General features: G+C 43.9%; 24 protein-coding genes. 21 read left to right on the forward strand and 3 right to left on the reverse strand.

What is annotated here, in order from left to right:
• Nucleotides 1-5: 5 nt before the first annotated feature.
• The 9 genes from fmt (at nt 6) to G5B60_RS02475 (ending at nt 9,216) form a co-directional block, all read left to right on the forward strand.
• Nucleotides 6-941, forward strand: coding sequence for a methionyl-tRNA formyltransferase (fmt, locus tag G5B60_RS02435; RefSeq protein WP_164682425.1), 936 nt, complete (start codon nt 6-8; stop codon nt 939-941).
• Nucleotides 931-2,247 (forward strand): 16S rRNA (cytosine(967)-C(5))-methyltransferase RsmB, encoded by a 1,317-nt coding sequence (gene rsmB, locus G5B60_RS02440; protein WP_164682427.1) that lies wholly within the window; start codon nt 931-933, stop codon nt 2,245-2,247. Before fmt ends, rsmB begins: the two co-directional genes overlap by 11 nt.
• A 39-nt stretch (nt 2,248-2,286) precedes the next feature.
• Nucleotides 2,287-3,027, forward strand: a complete 741-nt coding sequence (locus tag G5B60_RS02445; RefSeq protein ID WP_164682429.1) for a Stp1/IreP family PP2C-type Ser/Thr phosphatase — start codon at nt 2,287-2,289, stop codon at nt 3,025-3,027.
• Nucleotides 3,024-4,964, forward strand: a complete 1,941-nt coding sequence (gene pknB, locus G5B60_RS02450; protein ID WP_164682431.1) for a Stk1 family PASTA domain-containing Ser/Thr kinase — start codon at nt 3,024-3,026, stop codon at nt 4,962-4,964. Before G5B60_RS02445 ends, pknB begins: the two co-directional genes overlap by 4 nt.
• Nucleotides 4,965-5,047: 83 nt before the next feature.
• Nucleotides 5,048-5,743 (forward strand): cell wall-active antibiotics response protein LiaF, encoded by a 696-nt coding sequence (gene liaF / locus G5B60_RS02455; protein WP_164682433.1) that lies wholly within the window; start codon nt 5,048-5,050, stop codon nt 5,741-5,743.
• On the forward strand, nt 5,740-6,771 hold the full coding sequence (locus G5B60_RS02460; RefSeq protein WP_164682435.1) for a sensor histidine kinase: 1,032 nt from the start codon (nt 5,740-5,742) through the stop codon (nt 6,769-6,771). Before liaF ends, G5B60_RS02460 begins: the two co-directional genes overlap by 4 nt.
• Nucleotides 6,761-7,399 (forward strand): response regulator, encoded by a 639-nt coding sequence (locus G5B60_RS02465; protein ID WP_421038677.1) that lies wholly within the window; start codon nt 6,761-6,763, stop codon nt 7,397-7,399. The genes G5B60_RS02460 and G5B60_RS02465 overlap by 11 nt, the downstream gene beginning before the upstream one ends.
• A 50-nt stretch (nt 7,400-7,449) precedes the next feature.
• Nucleotides 7,450-8,850 carry a Cof-type HAD-IIB family hydrolase gene (locus G5B60_RS02470; RefSeq protein WP_164682436.1) on the forward strand — a complete coding sequence of 467 codons (1,401 nt, stop codon included), beginning with the start codon at nt 7,450-7,452 and terminating at the stop codon, nt 8,848-8,850.
• On the forward strand, nt 8,851-9,216 hold the full coding sequence (locus G5B60_RS02475; protein ID WP_115268507.1) for a S1 RNA-binding domain-containing protein: 366 nt from the start codon (nt 8,851-8,853) through the stop codon (nt 9,214-9,216).
• A gap of 31 nt (nt 9,217-9,247) precedes the next feature.
• Here G5B60_RS02475 and cysK read toward each other — a convergent pair whose 3' ends face one another.
• Complete coding sequence (gene cysK / locus G5B60_RS02480; protein WP_164682439.1) at nt 9,248-10,177, reverse strand: cysteine synthase A; 930 nt, start codon at nt 10,175-10,177, stop codon at nt 9,248-9,250.
• A 76-nt stretch (nt 10,178-10,253) separates the two neighbouring features.
• Complete coding sequence (locus G5B60_RS02485; RefSeq protein WP_164682441.1) at nt 10,254-10,910, reverse strand: YigZ family protein; 657 nt, start codon at nt 10,908-10,910, stop codon at nt 10,254-10,256.
• A gap of 54 nt (nt 10,911-10,964) precedes the next feature.
• On the opposite strand from G5B60_RS02485, the gene G5B60_RS02490 reads away from it, so the two are divergent.
• The 5 genes from G5B60_RS02490 (at nt 10,965) to nth (ending at nt 15,424) form a co-directional block, all read left to right on the forward strand.
• Nucleotides 10,965-12,263 carry a DEAD/DEAH box helicase gene (locus tag G5B60_RS02490; protein ID WP_164682443.1) on the forward strand — a complete coding sequence of 433 codons (1,299 nt, stop codon included), beginning with the start codon at nt 10,965-10,967 and terminating at the stop codon, nt 12,261-12,263.
• Nucleotides 12,263-12,925: a ComF family protein gene (locus G5B60_RS02495; protein WP_164682445.1), complete on the forward strand. Its 663-nt coding sequence runs from the start codon at nt 12,263-12,265 to the stop codon at nt 12,923-12,925. The genes G5B60_RS02490 and G5B60_RS02495 overlap by 1 nt, the downstream gene beginning before the upstream one ends.
• Before the next feature lie 75 nt (nt 12,926-13,000).
• A complete protein-coding gene (gene hpf, locus G5B60_RS02500; protein ID WP_164682447.1) occupies nt 13,001-13,549 on the forward strand; it encodes a ribosome hibernation-promoting factor, HPF/YfiA family in 549 nt (182 codons plus the stop codon).
• 111 nt (nt 13,550-13,660) lie between these two features.
• Complete coding sequence (locus tag G5B60_RS02505) at nt 13,661-14,698, forward strand: zinc-binding dehydrogenase (protein ID WP_164682449.1); 1,038 nt, start codon at nt 13,661-13,663, stop codon at nt 14,696-14,698.
• Nucleotides 14,699-14,791: 93 nt separating this feature from the next.
• Nucleotides 14,792-15,424, forward strand: a complete 633-nt coding sequence (nth, locus tag G5B60_RS02510) for an endonuclease III (RefSeq protein ID WP_164682451.1) — start codon at nt 14,792-14,794, stop codon at nt 15,422-15,424.
• Here the strand turns inward: nth and G5B60_RS02515 are convergent.
• Nucleotides 15,421-16,089, reverse strand: a complete 669-nt coding sequence (locus G5B60_RS02515) for a prepilin peptidase (RefSeq protein ID WP_164682453.1) — start codon at nt 16,087-16,089, stop codon at nt 15,421-15,423. The two genes, nth and G5B60_RS02515, sit on opposite strands and share 4 nt — an antisense overlap.
• A 141-nt stretch (nt 16,090-16,230) precedes the next feature.
• Here G5B60_RS02515 and G5B60_RS02520 point away from each other — a divergent pair, with 141 nt between their 5' ends.
• The 7 genes from G5B60_RS02520 (at nt 16,231) to G5B60_RS02550 (ending at nt 22,215) form a co-directional block, all read left to right on the forward strand.
• Nucleotides 16,231-16,764 carry a Dps family protein gene (locus tag G5B60_RS02520; RefSeq protein ID WP_164682455.1) on the forward strand — a complete coding sequence of 178 codons (534 nt, stop codon included), beginning with the start codon at nt 16,231-16,233 and terminating at the stop codon, nt 16,762-16,764.
• Between the two features lie 108 nt (nt 16,765-16,872).
• Nucleotides 16,873-17,079, forward strand: a complete 207-nt coding sequence (locus G5B60_RS02525) for a YqgQ family protein (RefSeq protein WP_164682457.1) — start codon at nt 16,873-16,875, stop codon at nt 17,077-17,079.
• Nucleotides 17,072-18,043 (forward strand): ROK family glucokinase, encoded by a 972-nt coding sequence (locus G5B60_RS02530; RefSeq protein WP_164682459.1) that lies wholly within the window; start codon nt 17,072-17,074, stop codon nt 18,041-18,043. Before G5B60_RS02525 ends, G5B60_RS02530 begins: the two co-directional genes overlap by 8 nt.
• A 9-nt stretch (nt 18,044-18,052) precedes the next feature.
• Nucleotides 18,053-18,439, forward strand: a complete 387-nt coding sequence (locus G5B60_RS02535) for a rhodanese-like domain-containing protein (RefSeq protein WP_115270677.1) — start codon at nt 18,053-18,055, stop codon at nt 18,437-18,439.
• Between the two features lie 195 nt (nt 18,440-18,634).
• Complete coding sequence (locus tag G5B60_RS02540; protein WP_241154471.1) at nt 18,635-19,915, forward strand: MFS transporter; 1,281 nt, start codon at nt 18,635-18,637, stop codon at nt 19,913-19,915.
• A gap of 141 nt (nt 19,916-20,056) precedes the next feature.
• Nucleotides 20,057-21,904, forward strand: coding sequence for a translational GTPase TypA (gene typA, locus G5B60_RS02545; RefSeq protein ID WP_115270669.1), 1,848 nt, complete (start codon nt 20,057-20,059; stop codon nt 21,902-21,904).
• Nucleotides 21,905-21,942: 38 nt separating this feature from the next.
• A complete protein-coding gene (locus G5B60_RS02550; RefSeq protein WP_164682461.1) occupies nt 21,943-22,215 on the forward strand; it encodes a DUF3165 family protein in 273 nt (90 codons plus the stop codon).
• The last annotated feature ends 423 nt before the right edge of the window (nt 22,216-22,638 follow it).

Genomic DNA, 22,638 nt, shown 5'->3' on the forward strand with positions numbered 1-22,638 from the left:
AGATTATGACAAAACTGATTTTTATGGGAACACCAGACTTTTCAGCGACGGTGCTTAAGGGCTTATTAGCGGATAATCGCTACGAAGTGATAGCTGTTGTCACGCAGCCAGACCGAGCGGTTGGACGTAAAAAAGAAATCCGCATGACACCAGTCAAGGAAGTAGCGCTTGAACATAACTTGCCTATCTACCAGCCTGAAAAACTCTCAGGCAGTCAGGAGCTAGCGGAAATTATGGCACTAGGTGCAGATGGTATCATCACAGCAGCCTTTGGGCAATTCTTGCCAAGTAAGCTCTTAGACAGTGTTGACTTTGCGCTCAACGTTCATGCTTCGCTGCTGCCAAAATACCGTGGCGGAGCACCGATTCATTATGCTATTATCAATGGGGATGAGGAGGCTGGCGTGACCTTGATGGAGATGGTCAAGGAGATGGACGCTGGTGATATGGTAGCAACTCGCAAAACAGCGATTACAGATGAGGACAATGTCGGCACCATGTTTGAAAAGTTAGCCGTTATTGGACGTGATTTATTGCTTGATAGCCTGCCAGATTATCTCTCTGGTCAATTAAAACCTGTCCCACAGGACGCTAGCCAAGCGACTTTCTCACCCAATATCACACCAGAAGAAGAGCGTATCGACTGGACAAAGTCCGCTCGCGCGATTTTCAATCATGTGCGTGGGATGAACCCTTGGCCTGTAGCGCATACACTGCTTGATGGAGAACGCTTCAAACTCTATCAAGTTCACGAGGTTGCAGGCAGCGGAAAACCTGGTGAGATTATCCAAAAAGGCAAGAAAGAGCTGATCGTAGCAACAGGAGACGGTGCTCTAGCACTTGATGTCGTTCAGCCAGCAGGCAAGCCGAAAATGGCAATTGCTGACTTTCTAAACGGTGTCGGTCGCAATTTACAAGTAGGAGATTACTTTGGAAACTAAAACAAAACAGGCACGCTTGGTGGCACTTGAAACCTTGGAAGATGTCTTTACCGAGGGGGCTTACTCAAACATCGCTCTTGATAAACAGCTCAGAAAAAACCAGCTCACTGCAAAAGACAAGGGGCTGGTCACAGAAATTGTCTACGGTACGGTGGCAAGAAAGCTAACGCTTGAGTGGTATCTGTCTCACTACATCGCAGACCGTGAGACGCTTGATAAAAAGATTTATTTGCTTTTGATGATGAGCCTTTATCAGCTAGTCTATCTGGATAAGATTCCAGAGCATGCGGTGGTCAATGAAGCGGTCAATCTTGCTAAACAAGTGGCACACCCTAAAAGCAGTAAGCTAGTCAATGCCGTGCTACGTCGCATTCTTAGAGAGGGCTTACCAGACCTGGCTAGCATTAAGCGTAAAAATAAACGCTTGTCTATCACCTACTCCACACCAGTCTGGCTAGTCAAAAAACTGATAGATGAGTACGGAGAGAAGCGTGCTGAGGCGATTTTAGCTAGCCTTTTTGTCCGCAATAAAGCCAGTGTGCGTGTCACAAACTTAGAGGACAAAGAGGCAATCAAAGAGGCTCTTGGTCTTGAGGACTCGCTTGTTGCAGAGTCTGCTTTGGTGTCTGCGACAGGGCACTTTTCAGCGTCACGCTATTTCCAAGAAGGACAAATCACCATTCAAGATGAGTCTAGTCAGTTGGTAGCACCGACATTAGACATAGAAGGAGATGAGACTATTCTTGACGCTTGTAGCGCCCCTGGTGGCAAGACCAGCCACATGGCGTCTTATCTTGACACAGGACATATCACAGCGCTTGACCTTTACGACCACAAGCTAGCACTTGTAGAGGGAAATGCTAAACGCTTACATGTTGCCGATAAAATCACAACCAAAAAGCTAGACGCCACAAAAGTCCACCAAGTCTTTCCAAAAAACAGTTTTGATAAAGCCTTGGTTGATGCTCCCTGTTCAGGGATTGGGCTTATCAGACGTAAACCAGACATCAAATACAACAAAGCCAACCAAGATTTTGAAGCTTTAGCCAAAGTCCAGCTCGAAATCTTAGATAGTGTTTGTCAAACCATACGTAAAGGTGGTATAATAACATATAGTACTTGCACGATTTTTGAGACTGAAAACCGTCAAGTCATTAAACAGTTCCTAAAAGAACATCCTCATTTTACACAAGTAAAATTGACACACCCTTGCCAGGAGCTTGTCGAAGATGGTTGTATCACCATCACTCCAGAGCAATATGGCTGCGATGGCTTTTTCATTGCGCAGCTCAAACGCATGGCATGAGTGTTTAGAAAGAATAGACAACAGTCGGAAGAAAAAACTATGGAATTATCACTGTTAACGGACGTTGGGCAACGTCGATCAAGCAATCAAGATTATGTGAGCCATTTTGAAAATCAAAATGGGATTACTCTTGTGGTCTTAGCTGATGGCATGGGAGGACACCGTGCTGGAAATGTTGCTAGCGAAATGACAGTCCTAGACCTTGGTAGACTTTGGGAGGAGACTAGCTTTACGGAGCTAGTGGACATCCGTGATTGGCTGCTTCATGTCATCGAAGAGGAAAATCAAAAGATTCATGACATGGGACAGCAAGAAGAATATCGTGGTATGGGGACAACTGTTGAAGCCGTAGCTATTGTTGACAATAATATTATTTTTGCCCATGTTGGTGACTCTAGGATTGGTCTTGTTCGAGGAAATGACTATCAGCTATTAACCAGCGACCACTCTTTGGTCAATGCCTTGGTACAAGCTGGTGAAATCACCGAAGAAGAAGCAGAAATGCATCCAAAGAAAAATATCATCACCCAGTCTATCGGACAAGCAAACCCTGTAGAGCCAGACTTAGCGGCTCATGTCCTTGAAGCAGGTGATTATCTGGTCATCAATAGTGATGGTCTTACCAACATGATTTCAAAAGAGGATATCACAGCTATTTTAGCAGAGGATATGTCCTTAGATGATAAGAGTAGAGCTTTGATTGCACTTGCAAATGAGCGTGGGGGGCTAGATAATATTTCTGTCGCTTTGGTTCATTTTGAAAGTGAGGCAAGCACATGATACAAATTGGAAAGTTGTTTGCTGGTCGTTATCGGATTTTAAAATCCATTGGACGAGGCGGCATGGCAGATGTCTATCTGGCACGTGACTTAATCTTAGACAATGAAGAAGTCGCTATCAAAGTGCTGCGTACCAATTACCAGACAGACCAGATTGCGGTGGCACGTTTTCAGCGTGAAGCACGTGCCATGGCAGAGCTTAACCATCCCAATATCGTTGCCATTCGTGACATCGGTGAGGAGGATGGGCAGCAGTTCTTGGTCATGGAGTATATTGATGGTCCTGACCTCAAGCGCTATATTCAAGCGCATGCTCCACTGCCAAATCCACTTGTGGTGCGTATTATGGAGGAAGTCCTCTCTGCTATGACACTCGCTCACCAGCAGGGGATTATCCACCGTGACTTGAAGCCGCAAAACATTCTTCTAACCCGTGACGGGACGGTCAAGGTGACGGACTTTGGGATTGCTGTCGCCTTTGCTGAGACTAGTCTCACGCAGACCAACTCCATGTTAGGGTCTGTACATTATCTCTCACCAGAGCAGGCTCGTGGCTCAAAAGCGACGGTGCAGAGTGATATCTACGCTATGGGGATTATGCTCTTTGAGATGTTGACAGGGCACATTCCTTATGATGGCGATAGCGCCGTTACGATTGCCCTGCAGCATTTTCAGCAGCCCTTGCCTTCTATCATTGCAGAAAATAAGGCTGTTCCGCAGGCTTTAGAGAATGTTGTCATCAAGGCGACAGCTAAAAAGTTGACCGACCGCTACACTTCAACTATTGAGATGAGTCGTGACTTGGCGACAGCTCTTAGCGATAGCCGAAAAAATGAACCAAAGCTCGTCTTTGGAGACAATGAGACAACTAAAACCTTGCCAAAGGTCTCTCAAACGCAGACCAATCTCTCAACAGCACAGCTTTTAGAAAAGCAAAAAGCTGCCAGAGAGCGTGAGGAGCAGACCTCATCACAAGCAGCAAGCAAGGCTACGCAGACCAAGTCAGCTGGCAAGAGCAAAAAGAAAAAGTCCTTGCGTAGGCGTTGGTTAGGTGGAGCGGTGAAGGCTTTCATTGCTTTATTAGCTGTTATCATCGTAGTGATTGCTTATCTCACATTCACCTCCCCAACTAATGTCGAAGTGCCTAATGTCGCAGGAATGAGCTTAGCGCAAGCTAAGACTGCCATTACGGATAAGGAGCTTAAAGTAGGTGACGTCAAGGAGATAGAAAGCTCAGATGTTGATAGTGGTCAGGTGGTCAGAACCGACCCAGTCGCAGGTACCACTAGAAAGCAAGGCTCAAAGATTAACATCTATGTTGCCTCAGCGACCAAGACCATTACTATGCAAGACTTTGTAGGTGATAGCTATTCTTCTGCTGTCGCTACGCTAAAGAGTAGTTACGGTATCAAGAGCTCGCAAATTACAAAGAAAACAGTGTCTACCACCGAGTATGAAAATGGCACCATTATCAGCCAAACTCCTAGCTCGGGTGAGAGCTTCACTGTCGGCAGTACAAGCAAGATTACCTTTACTGTCGCTAAAAATAACAGCGTTGAGATGCCTAATCTCTATCAGATGACCTATGCAGATGCGCTTGCTCAGTTGAAGAGCCTAGGGGTAAAGACTAGCCGTATTAGGACATACATCTACAATAGCAGTACAGCTAGCTATGTGTCAGGCAGCGTCAGCCAATCTGATATTGTCATGGCACAAGAGCCGTATGCAGGTAGTCGTATCGATCTTTCTTCTGACGAGATTATCCTCTACTTTGGTAGCGCAAGTAGCCGTGAGTCAAGCACGCAAAGCTCATCCTCACAAGAGTCTACACAAAGCAGTCAAAGTAGTACGCAAACAAGCTCAACTAGCGATAGCAGTGAGTCTGAAGCCTCAACAGAAGCAAGCAGTAGCACAGAGTCACAAGATTCTTCTGACTAGAAAGTTAGAAAGCAGAAATAGGATGAATGAGGCTGGGACATTTGTCTCATCCTCATTTTTAGTTTAGAAAAGAAAGGCAGGCTATGCGAAAGTTTCAATTTTTTGTGATTGTCGAGGTCGTTTTGCTGACACTGGGTTTGCTGACGATTTTAAAAGAGGATTTATCCCGTTTTATTCTCATCGTTGCAGCGCTTTTGATGGTGGTACGCTTTTACAATCAAGATAACCGAGGGGATTTTCTCTTGAGCGCAAGCCTTTTGCTCTTGCTCTTTATCTTTATGCTCAATCCCTACATTGTCCTCATGGTGGTATTTGCAGTGATTTATGTGGTTATCAATCATTTTTCTCAAGTCAAAAAGAAAAACCGCTACGCTCTTGTGCAATTTCAGGATGCCTTTCTCACAGCCAAACATGAGCGCAATCAGTGGATTGGCAGTAACGTGCATGAGAGTGACAGCTATGCCTTTGATGACATCAATATCATCCGAATGGTGGGCAGTGATACGATTGATTTGACACAGGTCATTGTCGAGGGACGAGATAATGTCATTCTCATCCGCAAGGTGTTTGGTCCAACGACCATTATCGTTCCTATTGACGTGGCGATCAAGGCAGAGGTGAGCTCGATTTACGGTAGCATTCGTTATCTGGACTTTGACCAGTATGATTTGCGCAATGAAACCATTAGCCTTTTTAAAGACAGTGATAGCAAAAAGGTCAAGCGGGTTAAGCTAGTGGTCAATACCTTGGCAGGAGATGTGGAGGTGAGACGCCAATGAAAAAGCAATATTATCTGCTTCTACTCTTCTACGCCCTTCTGACGGTGTCTGCCATTGTCTTTGTGACGCTGGATAGTCTCAAGATTGACTTGTTGCATTCCTTTAAAAATATCTGGCTAGCGGAGCGCTTTGTCTTTTCAGTCTTTTTCATCACGGTGTCTCTGACGGTTTTACTCCTCTTGTTTTGGGTGATTTTGGATGATTTGAGTAAGCGTCAGATTAATCGCAATCTGCGCCGTATCCTTACCAATACACCGCTAAAACTTGAGGAAGACACAGAACTCAACACCAATTTGAAGCGCTTGTCTAAAAAAATGGCACAGCTGACAACGAGCCTGCAAAACACAGAAAACACAGGTCTTTTAAACGGTGAGGAAATCGTCAAAAAAGAACGAGGACGTATTGCCCGTGATTTGCATGACACGGTGAGTCAAGATTTGTTTGCAGCGACCATGATTTTATCAGGGCTCATCCAAAACGCCAGCCATATTGACAGCGAAAAGATGACCAAGCAACTCCAAGTGGTCGAAGATACGCTTGAGAAAGCGCAGAATGATTTGCGGATTTTGCTTTTGCACCTGCGCCCTATTGAGCTTGAAAATCGCACGCTGTCTGAAGGTTTTGACCTTATCTTAAAAGAGCTGACCGACAAGAGCAACATCCAAGTAGTCTATGAAAATAACGTGACCACGCTGCCTAAAAAGGTCGAGGACAATGTCTTTCGGATTGGTCAGGAATTTATCAGCAACACCCTAAAACATGCCAAAGCTACACGGCTTGAGGTTTACCTCCACCAGACAGACAACAGCCTGCAGCTCAAAATGGTGGATAACGGTGTTGGTTTTGATATTGACGAGCACCATGAGCTGAGCTATGGGCTAAAAAATATCAGAGACCGAGTGGATGATTTGGCAGGAACCATTCAATTGCTCAGTCAAGCAGGAAAGGGCACGAGTCTTGATATTCGCTTGCCCTTGATAGCTGAGGATGTAGAAGAGACGCAAGAAAGTGAGAACGATGATGATTAAGGTGATTTTAGTAGATGACCACGAGATGGTCAGACTTGGCTTAAAGAGTTTTTTAGATTTGCAAGAGGACGTCGAGGTCGTTGGCGAGGCGGTCAATGGAGAAGAAGGCATTCGCCTTGCTCTTGAGAAGCGTCCAGATGTGGTGGTGATGGATCTGGTCATGCCTGAGATGGACGGCGTTGAAGCGACACTAGCGCTACTAAAGGAATGGGAAGATGTGAAAATCTTGGTCTTGACCTCCTATCTAGATAACAGCAAGATTTATCCAGTTATCAAGGCTGGGGCTAAAGGCTATATGCTCAAAACGTCTAGTGCTTCTGAGATTTTACATGCCATTCGCAAGGTTGCAAGAAATGAACTAGCCATTGAAACCGAGGTGGACAAAAAGATAAAAGCCCACGACAGCCAGCCAGAGCTCTATGAGGAATTGACGGCTAGAGAGCGTGACATCTTAGCGCTGCTTGCAAAAGGCTATGACAATCAAACCATTGCTGACGAACTTTTTATTTCGCTAAAGACTGTCAAGACCCACGTGTCTAATATCCTTGCTAAGTTAGAAGTCGCTGACCGCACACAAGCTGTTGTTTATGCCTTTCAACATCATCTGGTTCCACAAGATGACTATTAAATGGTATAATAAAGAGTATATAAACAATTTAAGAACTAAAGGAGTCTATCATGGATGCCAAAGTAAAGTATAAAGCTAAAAAAATCAAGGCTGTTTTGTTCGATATTGACGACACACTTCGTAGAAAAGCGACAGGTCTCATACCAGACAGCATTCCGTCTGTCTTTGCTGAGCTCAAGAAAAAAGGCATCACCGTTGGGATTGCTTCTGGGCGTGCCTACTACGGTGTTGTGCCAGAGATTCGTGACCTCAAGCCAGATTATTTTGTGACTATCAACGGTGCTTATATTCTTGATAAGAATGCAAAGCCAATTCAAAAACACCCGATTTCAAAAGAAGTCATCGAAGAGTATATCGCATGGACAGAGGAAAATAAGATTGCTTACGGTTTTTGTGGCGCTGATAAGCCAGTTGTCTCAGAACGCTCAGAATTGATTGACAATGCTATGGTGCCAGTTTATGGCGTCTGTGATGTTGAGCCAGACTACTACAAGACTAACGATGTCTATCAAATGTGGACTTTTGAGGAAGTTGGAGACAGCTTGCAATTGTCAAAAGAATTGCAAGAAAATCTTCGTTTGGTACGCTGGCATGAAAATTCTTCAGATGTCGTTCAAGCGCACATCTCAAAAGCTACTGGTGTCAAAGAAGTGGCTGACAAACTCGGTATTAGCGCTGAAAACATCCTTGTCTTTGGTGATGGACCAAATGACATGGAACTCTTTGACTATGCTGGGCTTTCTGTGGCTATGGGAGACGGTGTGCCTGAGCTCAAAGAAAAAGCAGACTACGTGACGACTTCGCTTGAAGAGCACGGTATCCGAGATGCTCTTGTGGCTCTTGGTTTGATTGACAAACAATTATCCTTCCCACAAGTAGATATTGAAAACTTTGACGGACCAGTTGCGACCATCAAGACCAATCTTGGGGATATGAGCGTCAAGCTTTTCCCAGATCATGCGCCAAAAACAGTGGCAAACTTCCTAGGTCTTGCTAAACAAGGCTACTACGATGGTATCATTTTCCACCGTGTGATTGAAGAGTTCATGATTCAAGGGGGTGACCCAACAGGTACAGGTATGGGTGGTGAGTCCATCTATGGCGATAGCTTTGAGGATGAGTTCTCTGAAGAACTCTACAATGTCCGTGGGGCACTCTCTATGGCAAATGCCGGTCCAAACACCAACGGCAGTCAGTTCTTCATTGTCCAAAATAGCAAGATTCCTTATGCCAAAAAAGAGCTGGTGCGTGGTGGCTGGCCAGAGGAAATCGCAGAAATCTATGCTGCAAATGGCGGTACACCCCACCTAGACCGCAGACACACTGTCTTTGGTCAGCTGGTTGGTGAAGAGTCTTACAAGACACTTGATAAGATTGCTACTGTTGAGACAGGAGCGCAAGACCGACCAGTTGAGGATGTCGTTATTGAGACAATCGAGGTTAGTGAATAGATGAAAATTGGTGAAAAATACAAAGGAACCATCACAGGCATTAAGCCTTATGGCGCCTTTGTTTTACTCGAAAATGGCACGACGGGGCTTATCCATATCTCTGAGATTAAGACGGGCTATATTGACAATATCTATAAAACCTTGTCTGTCGGTGAGGAGGTTTTGGTGCAGGTGGTGGACTATGATGAGTTTAGCCAAAAGGCAAGCCTATCTATGCGCACCTTGGAGGAAGAAAAACACCACTTCCCACATCGCCACCGTTTCTCAAACAGCCGCTACAAAATTGGCTTTAAACCTTTTGTCGAGGAATTACCCATCTGGATAAGAGAAGCAAAAGTCTTTTTGAAACAACAAAAACATAACTAAAAAGAAGTCTCATTGAGACTTCTTTTTAGTTTTAATTATCAAAATCATAGAGGCTAGTTGAGAGGTAACGCTCACCGTTGTCAGGCAGGAGCGCTAGCACTTTTTTGCCTTGACCGAGTTCTTTTGCGACCTCGATCGCAGCTGTGATAGCAGCTGAAGCAGAGATACCAGCGAGGAAACCTTCCTTGACACCGATAGTGCGCCCAGTGGCTAAGGCATCATCAGACTTAATGCGGATGATTTGGTCGTAAGCCTTGGTATCAAGTGTGTTTGGGATGAAACCAGCAGAGATACCTTGGATTTTGTGTGGTCCAGGTTGCTCGCCAGAGAGGACAGCTGACTCATCTGCTTCAACAGCGTAGACTTTGACGTTTGGATTTGCTTTTTTGAGAGCACGTGAAACCCCTGTTATCGTTCCACCTGTACCGACACCTGCTACAAAAGCGTCTAAGCCGTCTTCGCCAAATGCTTTGAGAATTTCTTGACCTGTTGTTTTTTCGTGGATAGCAGGATTGGCTTGGTTTTCAAATTGGCTTGGGATAAAGCCGTTACGCTCTTTAGCGATTTCTTGAGCTTTGATGATAGCGCCTTTTGTGCCTTCATTTCCTGGTGTCAAGACAAGTTCTGCGCCGTAAGCTTGGATGATTTTACGGCGTTCAATAGACATGGTATCAGGCATGGTGATGACAACCTTGTAGCCTTTGGCGCTTCCGACCCAAGAAAGTCCAATGCCGGTATTTCCAGAAGTCGCCTCAACAATGGTGTCACCAGGCTTGATGATACCACGTTCTTCAGCGTCTTCAATCATGGCAAGAGCGATACGGTCTTTGACAGAAGAGCCAGGGTTGAAAGCTTCGACCTTGACATAAACATCAGCTGCGCCTTCAGGGACGATACGGTTGAGTTTGATAATCGGTGTATTTCCAATCAATTCGGTAATAGAGTTGTAAATCGTTGACATAGGGTTTACCTCGCTTTTTAGGTTTGTAGTCTTAGTATAAACGCCCTTTTCCTGATTGTAAAATACACATTTTTTATCACCGTGATAGCTCTTCTTTATCACTTAGCTCAAGTGGCACTTCGATAATTTGTGGGTCGATTTTAGTCATGGTGATTTTGCCTTGGTAAAAGTCAACGAGGTGTTCTTGTATCACATCAAGAACCTCAGGATCCATATAAAGTTCAGTCGTCACCTGCTCTAAAAACTGTGTGTTTTGCTCAGTGAGATTTTCCTGCTCTAGGAAGTTTGAAAAGACCTGGTATTGGGGATAAGTTAGCGTTAATCGAAGTCCAGCCTGCTCTTTGACGTGCACCAGTCCGATTTCTTTGGTAGCGTGAGCGACACTGCCAGCATAAGCACGAATAAGCCCGCCAGCACCGAGCTTGATACCGCCAAAATAACGTGTCACGACAGCAACGACATTGGTCAGTTCTTGCTTTTCAAGTACAGTCAGCATAGGCACACCAGCTGTTCCGCTAGGCTCACCATCGTCACTAGAGCGCTTAATCTCTCCACGTTCGCCAATAATCATAGCAGAGCAGGAGTGGTTGGCTTTGTAGTGTTCCTTTTTGATGGCAGCGATGTAGTTTCGCCCCTCTTCTTCGCTTGTGATACGCTTTAGATGACAAATAAAGCGTGATTTTTTGATAATTTCCTCGACAATACCGTCTTCTTTGATTGTTTTATAGTCCATATCAAAATTGTACCAAAAACTCCTCGTTTAGCAAAGATTTTCGGATAGATAGGTATGGAGACATTAGAAGATTTTTACGGGCGACGCTTGCCCAAGGAAAGAGTACCAGAAATGTTTGTCCAGCAAGCTCAAGTCGTGCCAGTCTTTAAAAAGCAGGGAAGTAACGACATCTGCCTGCGCTGTGGACAAAAGGTTGATAAGGCGACAGTGCTCCCAACAGGAAATTTTTATTGTAGGACTTGCATCGTTTTTGGGCGTCTGTCTAGCGCCAGCCAGCTCTGCTATTTTCCACAAGCGGCTTTTCCTAAGACCCAGTGCCTCAACTGGCCTGGTCAGCTAACGCCTTTTCAAAAAGAGGTGTCAGATGGTTTGGTGGATGGCATTGCTAAGGGGCAAAATCTGCTCGTGCATGCGGTGACGGGTGCCGGAAAGACTGAGATGATTTATCAGGCTATTGCGAGTGTCATTGACAAGGGCGGTGCTGTTTGTGTGGCGAGTCCTAGGGTGGATGTCTGTATAGAGCTTGATAAGCGCTTGAGACGGGATTTTTCCTGTCCGATTAGTCTCTTGCACGGTGAGTCAGAAGCCTACCAGCGTTCGCCCTTGGTTATTGCAACGACACATCAGCTGATGACTTTCTATAGGGCTTTTGATTTGCTGATTATTGATGAGGTGGACGCTTTTCCCTTTGTGGACAATTCTAGCCTCTATCATGCGGCTAAGCAGGCCGTAACAGCAGACGGAGTGACTGTCTACCTAACTGCAACCTCGACAGATGCTCTGGAGAGAATGGTCAAAAAAGGAGAGCTGCAAAAACTTCACTTGGCACGGCGTTTCCATGCCAATCCACTTGTCGTCCCAAAGCCCATTTGGCAGGAAAATGTCCTTAAAAATATGGCTAAACAGCGCTTGCCAAGAACCTTACACCATCATATCAAAAAACAACGACAAACAGGCTTTCCCCTCTTGCTCTTTTATCCTAATATCAAAGAAGGTCAGCAGTTTGCCAAGTGTCTAGAACGTCATTTTCCAGACGAAAAGATAGGATTTGTCTCTAGCCAGACGGAAAATAGATTAGAGATAGTCGAAGCTTTTCGCAAGCAGGAGATTAGCATGCTTGTCTCGACGACTATCTTAGAGCGTGGTGTGACCTTTCCTTGTGTGGATGTTTTTGTGATTGAAGCCCACCACAGGCTCTATACCAGAAGCGCTCTGGTGCAGATTGCAGGAAGGGTTGGCAGAAGTATGGAGCGGCCAACAGGCGAGCTTCTCTTTTTCCACGCTGGTCTCACCAAAGCCATCAAACAATCCATAGCCGAAATCAAAGATATGAACAAAAAAGGAGGTTTTTAATGACCTGTTTGCTCTGTGGAAGTTACTGTGAAGAACCTTTGCGTTTTTCAGATATTCTAAGTCTAAAACCTAGCCAACATCGCCTTTGCCCAGACTGCTATCAAGGCTTTGATAAAGTTTCAAAAAGTCACTGCCCGACCTGTTTTAAATCACACATAGACAAGCAGTGTCAAGACTGCAAGGAGTGGGCAGAAAAAGGTTACACCGTCCATCATCAAGCGCTCTATCAGTACAACGATAGCATGAAAGCTTATTTTTCTGCCTTTAAGTTTGAGGGAGACTATCTCTTACGCCATGCTTTTGCAAATGAATTGAAAGCGCATTTACGCTTCTTTAAAGGCTACACGATAGTGCCAGTACCTGTTAGCCCTGAGCGCTACCAAGAGCGTCAGTTCAATCAAGTCACCGCTTTACTAGACGCTGCTAAAGTGTCTTATCAAGAAATTCTTCAAAAAGCCCATATCACCAAGCAATCAAGCCTCTCAAGGCAGGAGCGTCTCTCCCATGACAATCCTTTTTCTGTGGTAGCAGGGGCGTTATTACCAGACAAGATAGTAGTGGTTGATGACATCTACACCACAGGCGCCACACTAGCTGATATCGTCTCTTTGCTAAAGGAAAATGGTGTCAAGCAGATAAGAACTTTTTCATTAGTGCGTTAAAAACTTGCAAACTTTCATGAAAGCGGTTATAATGATAATAAAGAAAGCGTGATGAGCGCAAGAAAGAGGTACTTTATGATTAAATTTAGTATTCGCGGAGAAAACATCGAAGTTACAGATGCCCTTCGTTCTTATGTTGAAAACAAACTTGCTAAAATTGAAAAATATTTTAATGAAGATCAAACACTAGACACACGTGTCAACTTGAAAGTTTACCGTGAAAAATCTTCAAAAGTTGAAGTGACTATCTTAGTGGATGCCGTTGTACTTCGTGCTGAGGATGTTTCTCAAGACATGTATGGCTCTATTGACTTGGTTGTTGACAAAATCGAGCGCCAAATCCGCAAAAATAAAACAAAAATCGCTAAAAAACACCGTGAAAAAGTACCAGCTGGACAAGTTTTCACAGATGAATTTGAAGCAGAAGCTATTGAGCAAGTTCCAGAAACAAAGGTTGTTCGTACTAAGCACGTCAGCCTAAAACCAATGGATGTTGAAGAAGCTATCCTACAAATGGAACTTCTAGGACATGATTTCTTCATCTACACAGACGCAGAAGACGCTACAACAAACGTTCTTTATCGTCGTGAAGACGGTGAGTTAGGACTTATCGAAGCCAAATAAGAAAGACATGAGGTTGCCAAAAGCAACCTCATATTTTTTATCAGCGATTAAGTGACGAAGGGGCAAACTTATGCTACAATAACTACAGAATACACTATCAAGGGGGATATTATGAAAGCAACGGTTTTTATAGAGCCAGGAAGAGTAGAGGTCAAGGAGGTTGACAAACCACAACTGCAGAGTACAACAGACGTTATCGTTCGTGTCTTGCGCACTTGCGTTTGCGGCTCTGACTTGTGGTGGTATCGTGGGATTTCTAAGAGAGATAGCGATACACTAGCAGGACACGAGGCAATCGGTATTGTCGATGAGGTAGGAAGTGAAGTGACTTCTGTTGCGGTCGGTGACTTTGTCGTGGTTCCTTTTACGCATGGTTGTGGCTATTGTGTGGCTTGTCGTTCGGGCTTTGATGGCAATTGTCAAAATAATCCCGGCGCTCATGATATAGGCTATCAGGCGGAGTATGTCCGCTATTACAATGCCAATGGCGGTCTTGTCAAAATCCCTGGTCAGCCTAGTGACTATAGCGAAGACATGCTAAACTCGCTTTTAACGCTCTCAGACGTGATGGCGACAGGTTATCACGCTGCTATAACTGCCGAGGTCAAAAAAGGCGATACCGTTCTGGTTTTAGGAGATGGTGCTGTAGGGCTTTGTGGTATCCTATCAGCTAAGTTACTTGGTGCTAAGCGTATCATCGCTACCAGTCGTCATCACAATCGTCAGTCACTTGCGCTTGCTTTTGGAGCAACAGACATCATCGAAGAGCGCGGCAATGAAGCTGTCAAGCACCTTTTAGATTTGACAGATGGCTCTGGTGTGGACGCTGTTTTGGAATGTGTGGGCACCGAGCAGTCTGTAGCGACTGCCATTCAGGCAACACGCCCTGGGGCTATCATCGGTCGTGTCGGTGTTCCTCAAAAGTCAGAGACCAACACCACCCAGCTCTTTGTCAAAAATATTGGATTGCGTGGCGGTATCGCAGCTGTTACCACACACGTCAAATCACGCTTACTTAACGCTGTTTTAAGGGGAGATATTCAACCTGGAAAGGTCTTTACGCATGCTTACAGCTTAGATGAGATTGCAAAAGCTTATGAAGCGATGGATACACGAACAGCTATTAAGTCGTTGGTGATTGTTGACTAAAAAGCTAGGACTTAGTCCTAGCTTTTTTGCGAGCTTTTACAAGTGTGCTTGGCTTTTGACATGATATAATAGAGAAAAACAAAGGAGTTGACCATGCTATCAAAAGCTAAATCAAGATATGTTATTCGTGAGATTATCAAACTCTTTCCCGACGCCAAGCCAAGTTTAGATTTTAACTCTGTTTTTGAACTTTTAGTGGCAGTAATGCTGTCGGCACAGACGACGGACGCTGCGGTCAATAAAGTCACACCTGCCTTGTTTGAGCGTTTTCCAGATCCAGAAAGCTTTGCCAAGGCAACACCAACAGAGATTGAGCCCTACATCTCAAGACTGGGGCTTTACCGCAACAAAGCCCGTTTTCTCCACAAGTGTGCTATTCAACTGCTCGAAAATTTTGATGGTCAGGTGCCAAAAACACGGGAGGAATTGGAGAGTTTAGCGGGTGTTGGTAGAAAGACTGCAAATGTCGTGCTTAGTGTTGGCTACGGCATTCCTGCTTTTGCCGTTGACACACACGTGACACGTATTTGCAAACACCACCAGATTTGTAAGCAAGATGCGACACCGCTTGAGATTGAAAAGCGTGTCATGGATGTTCTGCCAAAAGAAGAGTGGCTAAAAGCCCACCAAGCGATGATTTCCTTTGGACGAGCGATTTGCCATCCTAAAAATCCTGAGTGTTACAAGTATCCACAACTCTATCATTTTCCAAAAGACTTGTCTTAAAGGAACAGCCCGAGCTGTTGCATAAGGAGGACAAGAACAAAACCAGCTGCTAAAAAGGGAACAAAAGCGATAGGGTTTCGTTTTTGTTTACGACTTAAAATAGTGATAATCCCTAGCCAAGAGCCAATCTGGATAATCCATAGAATGCTCATCTTGTCCATGATAAGACTAAGTGTGGCGAGATAGAAAAAGTCGCCACTGCCGATTTTAAGCGGAAACATATAAGCTAAAATGCCAAAGAGACACAAAACCAAAAAAAGGCTGTAGCTGTGAGCAAAAGGCAACAAAAGGCTAGTAAAGACCAACCAGACAAAAACAGGATACTCCTGCTGGTCAAGGTCATAAAGGGCTAACGTCAAACTCATCAAAAGGAGAAGAAGTGTCGTCAACTGCATTTGCCCAAGCCCAAAAAGAACAAATAAAATGCCGCAAATGGCTTCGATAACCATGTAGCGCTTTGGAATAGCGTGCTTGCAATGTTTGCAGCGACTCCCGTAGTAAACTTGCGATAAAATAGGAATCATCTCACTAATGTCAAGCTTGCTTTGACAATGGTCGCAATGACTGGCAGGAAGGACAATGGAGTGTTCGGGAAAACGGTCAACAACAAGACCTAAAAAAGAGGCGATAGAAGCACCAAGGCTAAAATATAATAGAATGTTCATACCTTTTTATTCGCAAAAAAGTGCTAAATTCTTGCAATTCAGCGCTAAAAAGTTATAATAGTAATATAAACAAATGATAATCATTCTAAATAAGAAACGATTAGCATAACTTATGACCATCTCACGCAGGAGGACGAGAACATGACTCAAATTTTAGACAAAGAAGCTATTTACACTGCTGTTACACATAATGTCACTGCACCAGGTGCAAAAAATGCCAAAACAAAAGCTGTTTTAAACCAAGCTGTTGCTGATCTATCAAAAGCTTACTCTATCGTGCACCAAGTACACTGGTACATGCGTGGCGCTGGTTTTTACTACCTCCATCCAAAAATGGATGAATTGATGGACAGTCTAAATGCCACTCTTGATGAAATGAGCGAGCGTTTGATTACCATTGGTGGTGCGCCTTACTCAACCCTCAAAGAGTTTGATGAAAATTCTCGCTTGAGTGAAACAAAAGGTTCTTTTGACAAACCAATGGCTGAGCACTTGGCACGTTTGGTAGAAGTTTACACTTACCTTTCAAACCTTTACCAAGTAGGTCTTGACGTGACTGATGAAGAAGGCGATAACCCAAGTAACGACCTCTTCTCAGATGCGCAAGCTGATGTTGAAAAGACTATCTGGATGCTTCAAGCTGAGCTTGGTCAAGCACCAGGTCTTCGTAAATAAGATGAAAAGCTAGAGTGACTCTAGCTTTTTTGCTTGCAAAAACAAAGAAAGTGCAAACGATTGCATAAAGCTATTGAAAAGCCTCTCTATTTTTGATAAAATAACAGAATGAAAACACTTTATGATGTGCAGCAGTTATTGAAACGTTTTGGTATTTATGTCTACGTGGGCAAGCGTCTTTACGACATTGAGATGATGAAAATAGAGCTTGAAAAGCTTTATGAAAATCAGCTCATCACAAAGGACGACTACCTCAAAGCGGAATTGATATTAAGGCGCGAACATCGTATAGAAGAGGAGAAAGCAAATGACTAAAAAACTTCTGGGTATTGACCTTGGTGGAACAACGATCAAGTTTGGTATTCTCACGCAAGATGGCACCATTCAGGAAAAATGGGCGATTGATACCAACATCTTAGAAGACGGAAAACACATCGTTCCTGACATCGTTGCTTCCCTGAAACATCGCATGGGTCTTTACGGTTTGACAAAGGATGACTTTATCGGTATCGGGATGGGGTCTCCTGGTTCTGTTGACCGTGACAAGAAAACGGTAACAGGTGCCTTTAACCTAAACTGGGCAGAGACTCAAGAGGTCGGCTCTGTCATCGAAGCGGAATTGGGCATTCCATTTGCTATTGATAATGACGCCAATGTAGCAACACTTGGTGAGCGTTGGGTTGGTGCTGGTGCTAACAATCCAGACGTTGTCTTTGTGACACTAGGTACTGGTGTTGGAGGTGGAGTGATTGCTGATGGCAATCTTATCCACGGTGTTGCTGGTGCTGGTGGTGAGATTGGGCATATCGTTATCGAGCCTGAGGATGGTTTTGAGTGTACATGTGGCAATATCGGCTGCCTTGAGACAGTGGCTTCAGCAACAGGTGTTGTGCGTGTGGCACGCCGCATTGCAGAAGAGTACGAGGGAGACTCACCTATCAAGGCTGCGATTGACAATGGAGAAGCAGTGACAAGTAAAGACATCTTTGACGCTGCAAAAGATGGCGATGCTTTTTCATTGATTGTTGTTGATAAAGTATCACAATACCTCGGTTTAGCAACAGCTAACATCTCAAATATCCTAAACCCTGATTCTATCGTTATCGGTGGTGGAGTGTCTGCTGCGGGTGAGTTCTTGCGTAGCCGTGTGGAAAAATACTTCACACGCTATACTTTCCCACAAGTTCGTAAGTCAACTAAGGTTAAAATTGCAGAGCTTGGAAATGACGCAGGTATTATCGGAGCAGCTAGCCTTGCTAGCAAGTTTATGGCAGACTAGGAGGTAGGCATGCTCATTTGGGTTTTAGTTGCCATTATGGTCTGTGTCATGCTCTATACCGCATGGAACTATTTTCGAGTGCGTCGTGCAGCGACCTTTCTAGACAATCCTAGCTTTGAAGAAAAGATACATACGGGTCAGCTGATTGATATTCGTGAGCCAAGTAGCTTTCAGACAAAGCATATCTTAGGAGCTCGTAATCTACCAGCGAGCCAGCTAAAAAATAGCCTTTCTGCTATCCGTAAGGACAAGCCAGTACTTATCTATGATAGCACTCGCAGTCAATCGCTACCACGCACCATCATCATGCTCAAAAAAGCAGGTTATCAAGACCTCTACGTTCTAAAAGACGGACTTGACTATTGGAATGGGAAGATAAAGGAAAAAAAGCAATAGAAAAACTTTAGTATGAAGTAGATGATTAAGTACGATCATCTACTTTTTTACTGCCCTTTTTTGACCACTTACTATGTGTTACCTAACCACTTGCTTAAAAGACCTTGTTTTTCAAAGGGAAATTCCTATAATAAAGCTAAATATAAGGTCTAGTCAATCTTGTGCTCGACCTTGTCAGTGAAAGGAGTTTTTTTGATGAAAAAATTGTTGTCCAACCGTTTGTATATGTCCCTGATGGGGGCTGACCTTTTGTCTAATTTTGGAGACATGGTTTATTATTTGGCGCTGATGAACTATGTTTTGCAATTGCCAGATACCAAGCTAGCCCTGTCTGTTGTCAATTTCTCTGAGATTTTTCCTGTTTTTCTCTCTCTTTTGACGGGTTATTTATCTGATCGGACTAGAAATAAGCTAGCTACGATTAAACTCACCCAGCTTTTTCGGGTACTCTTGTATGTAGGAATCGGCTGTGCCATGACTTTTGAGCCAGCCTTGTGGATTGTGATTTTGGCTAGTGTGTTCAATGTTTTCGGTGATTTTGCAGGTCAGTACGAAAACGGTCTCTACATTCCAATCAGTCTCAGAGTCGTTTCAGATGAGGATAGAGCTGACTCCATGGCGCTTAGTCAGTCTGTCTTTGCAGTTTCTAGCATACTTTTTCAGACTACCTCAGCAGCGCTGATTAGCTTTTTTACTTACAGTCAGTTGGCTTTTTTGAATGCTGCTACCTTTCTAATGTCCTTTCTCATCCTAGTGCTTTTGACACCTTCTATTAAGAAATTATTAGCAAAAAATCCTTTAAAAATGACAGAAAATAGAGAGGATGGAGACGAAAAAGGTGGATTTGGTCGCTTGTGGTCAAGTCTTTCACTAGCTGTCAGAGAGCTCACAAGCGTTCCAGAATTGCGCCTGTCTATGGTGATTGTTCCTGTTATCAATAGTATCTTCGTTGTTCTTCCCTCTTTGCTTGTGTTGATGATAGCTCAAGATACGGCTTTTATGCTGGGGAATGCTTCTGTCACACTTGCTGCGGTTAATATTGCAATGACAGTGGGGATGATTGTGGGGAGCGTCTTGGTGATGAATCTGTTGAAAAAGATGAGTATTTTATCTCTTTTACGCATGGGAACACTGGGTGTTTTTCTCATGTTTGTCAGCCTTTTTCTTCATCAGCCTTATCTCCTGTTATTGTCCTTAGTTTTTACAGGCATCGCTACAGGAGCAGTCAATCCTAAATACAATGCTTTGATTTATAATCGCCTGCCTGAAGAGCAGTTAGCTACGATTGAGGGCGGTTTAATGACTTATTTTCAGCTAGGGACTGTTTTTTCTCGTCTGCTGGTTTCTGTTTTGATTCTCGTGTTAACGGTGAATCAGTTAGCACTTATTTTTCTGCTCGCTGCCTCTTTCTTACTCCTTTATAGTTTGAAAAGAGTGCCTCTTATGACTGTTGATGAAGATAATAAAAACATTTAGGTTTTTATACTTCCTGATTGAGAATGGGTAAAGAAACGGTTTACAAAGGTTGAAAACATTTACAATTGCTCCTGTTCTGTTTTTTGCCGCAATTTATGGTATAATTCATAAGTTGAATACTTTAAGATTACAGAGGAAATCATGACAAAACTAAGAGAAGACATTCGTAATGTCGCTATTATTGCCCACGTTGACCACGGTAAAACAACCTTGGTTGATGAGTTGTTAAAACAATCCCACACGCTTGATGAGCGTAAAGAGCTCGAAGAGCGTGCTATGGACTCAAACGACCTTGAAAAAGAGCGTGGTATCACGATTTTGGCGAAAAATACTGCCGTAGCTTACAACGGCACACGTATCAATATCATGGACACACCAGGACACGCAGACTTCGGTGGTGAGGTTGAGCGTATCATGAAAATGGTAGACGGTGTTGTCCTCGTCGTCGATGCCTACGAAGGTACTATGCCACAAACACGCTTCGTCTTGAAAAAAGCCCTTGAGCAAAACTTGACACCTATCGTTGTGGTCAATAAAATCGACAAACCATCTGCTCGCCCAGAAGAAGTCGTTGACGAAGTGCTTGAGCTCTTTATCGAGCTTGGTGCTGATGATGACCAGCTAGAGTTCCCAGTTGTTTACGCTTCAGCTATCAACGGAACATCATCCCTATCAGACAATCCAGCTGATCAAGAGCACACAATGGCACCTATCTTTGATACCATCATCGAGCACATTCCGGCACCAGTGGATAACTCAGATGAGCCATTACAGTTCCAAGTGTCTCTTCTTGACTACAATGACTTTGTGGGACGTATCGGTATCGGACGTGTCTTCCGTGGGACAGTTAAGGTCGGTGACCAAGTAACCCTCTCAAAACTTGATGGCACAACCAAAAACTTCCGTGTGACAAAACTCTTTGGTTTCTTTGGTCTTGAGCGTCGTGAAATCCAAGAAGCAAAAGCAGGTGACTTGATTGCGGTCTCTGGTATGGAGGACATCTTTGTCGGTGAGACGATTACCCCAACAGACGCTATCGAGCCACTACCAGTGCTTCGTATTGATGAGCCTACGCTTCAGATGACCTTCCTTGCCAACAACTCTCCATTTGCAGGGCGTGAAGGAAAATACGTGACATCACGTAAAGTTGAAGAGCGCTTGCTTGCTGAGCTTCAAACAGACGTTTCCCTTCGTGTTGAAGCGACTGATTCACCAGATAAATGGACAGTTTCAGGTCGTGGTGAGTTGCACTTGTCTATCCTCATTGAGACTATGCGTCGTGAAGGCTATGAGCTTCAAGTGTCTCGTCCAGAAGTTATCATCAAAGAGATTGATGGTGTGAAGATGGAGCCGTTTGAGCGTGTCCAAATCGACACTCCTGAAGAATATCAAGGGGCGGTCATCCAATCGCTTTCTGAGCGTAAGGGTGAGATGCTTGATATGCAATCAACTGGTAATGGGCAGACACGTTTGATTTTCCTAGCGCCAGCACGTGGTTTGATTGGATACCCAACTGAGTTTCTTTCTATGACACGTGGTTACGGGATTATGAACCACACCTTTGACCAGTACATGCCAGTTATCAATGCTGAAATTGGTGGACGTCACCGTGGTGCTCTTGTCTCTATCGATACTGGTAAGGCAACCACTTACTCTATCATGTCTATCGAAGAACGTGGAACAATCTTTGTCAACCCAGGTACAGAAGTTTACGAAGGGATGATTATCGGGGAAAACTCTCGTGAAAACGACCTTACTGTAAACATCACCAAGGCAAAACAAATGACCAATGTCCGCTCTGCAACAAAAGACCAGACAGCTGTCATTAAAACACCACGTATCTTGACACTGGAAGAATCGCTTGAGTTCCTAAACGATGACGAGTACATGGAAGTAACACCAGAGTCTATCCGCTTGCGTAAGCAAATCTTGGATAAAAATGCACGTGCTAAAGCGGCTAAAAAGAAAAAAATGGCTGCCGAAGACTAATAGCATGAGCGTGCTAATCCCCTAGTAAAGGAATGGCTATGATATTTTACCTGATCGTCTTGATTTTGATTTTGCTGTATTACTTTTTTATGGCTCCAAAGACAATCAAAAATACGCTCAATCCGCTTGTGATGGTAGGGATTGTCGTGTGTTTGATGATTGCGCTTGTTTTTGGGGTTGTGACTTTCTTTGACATGTCGGGTGAATTTTACGTCAGTCTTGCCATGACCTTGCTCGGTTTTTGGGCGGTACGAGATATGCTCAAAATGCCAACGAAAAAGCAAAAACAATCAAAAGACTTTATAGAGTGAAAAAGCTAGGATTTCCTAGCTTTTCATGCAAGCAAAAAAGTCAAGATTTTATAAAAAATACTTGACAAATATATATATATATATATATAATTATAATACAAATGAGCATGAACACAGAAGCTAGTTGCGGGGCATTTTGAAAGGTTATCTTGAAACTTTTTTGGAGCAACGACAAGTCATAGCTCTTGGTATGACGAGCCTATAACTCATCTTATTATTTTCCATTTCCTAAAAAATTCCTATTGCGCTGCTTCTCTCACGGGATTGAGCCAAAAGGTGTAGGAGTTGCGCTTACAACAAAAGAGCTTATAGTAATCGTTTATAAATGCCTCAAAAGGGAACCGCAAGGTTCTCTTTTTTGCTTACGGCAATACCTTGAAAATCCTAGCAATTAACGGTACAATAAAAGATATTATAGAATGA

Source organism: Streptococcus hyointestinalis, assembly GCF_011039275.1.
GTDB lineage: Bacteria > Bacillota > Bacilli > Lactobacillales > Streptococcaceae > Streptococcus > Streptococcus hyointestinalis_A.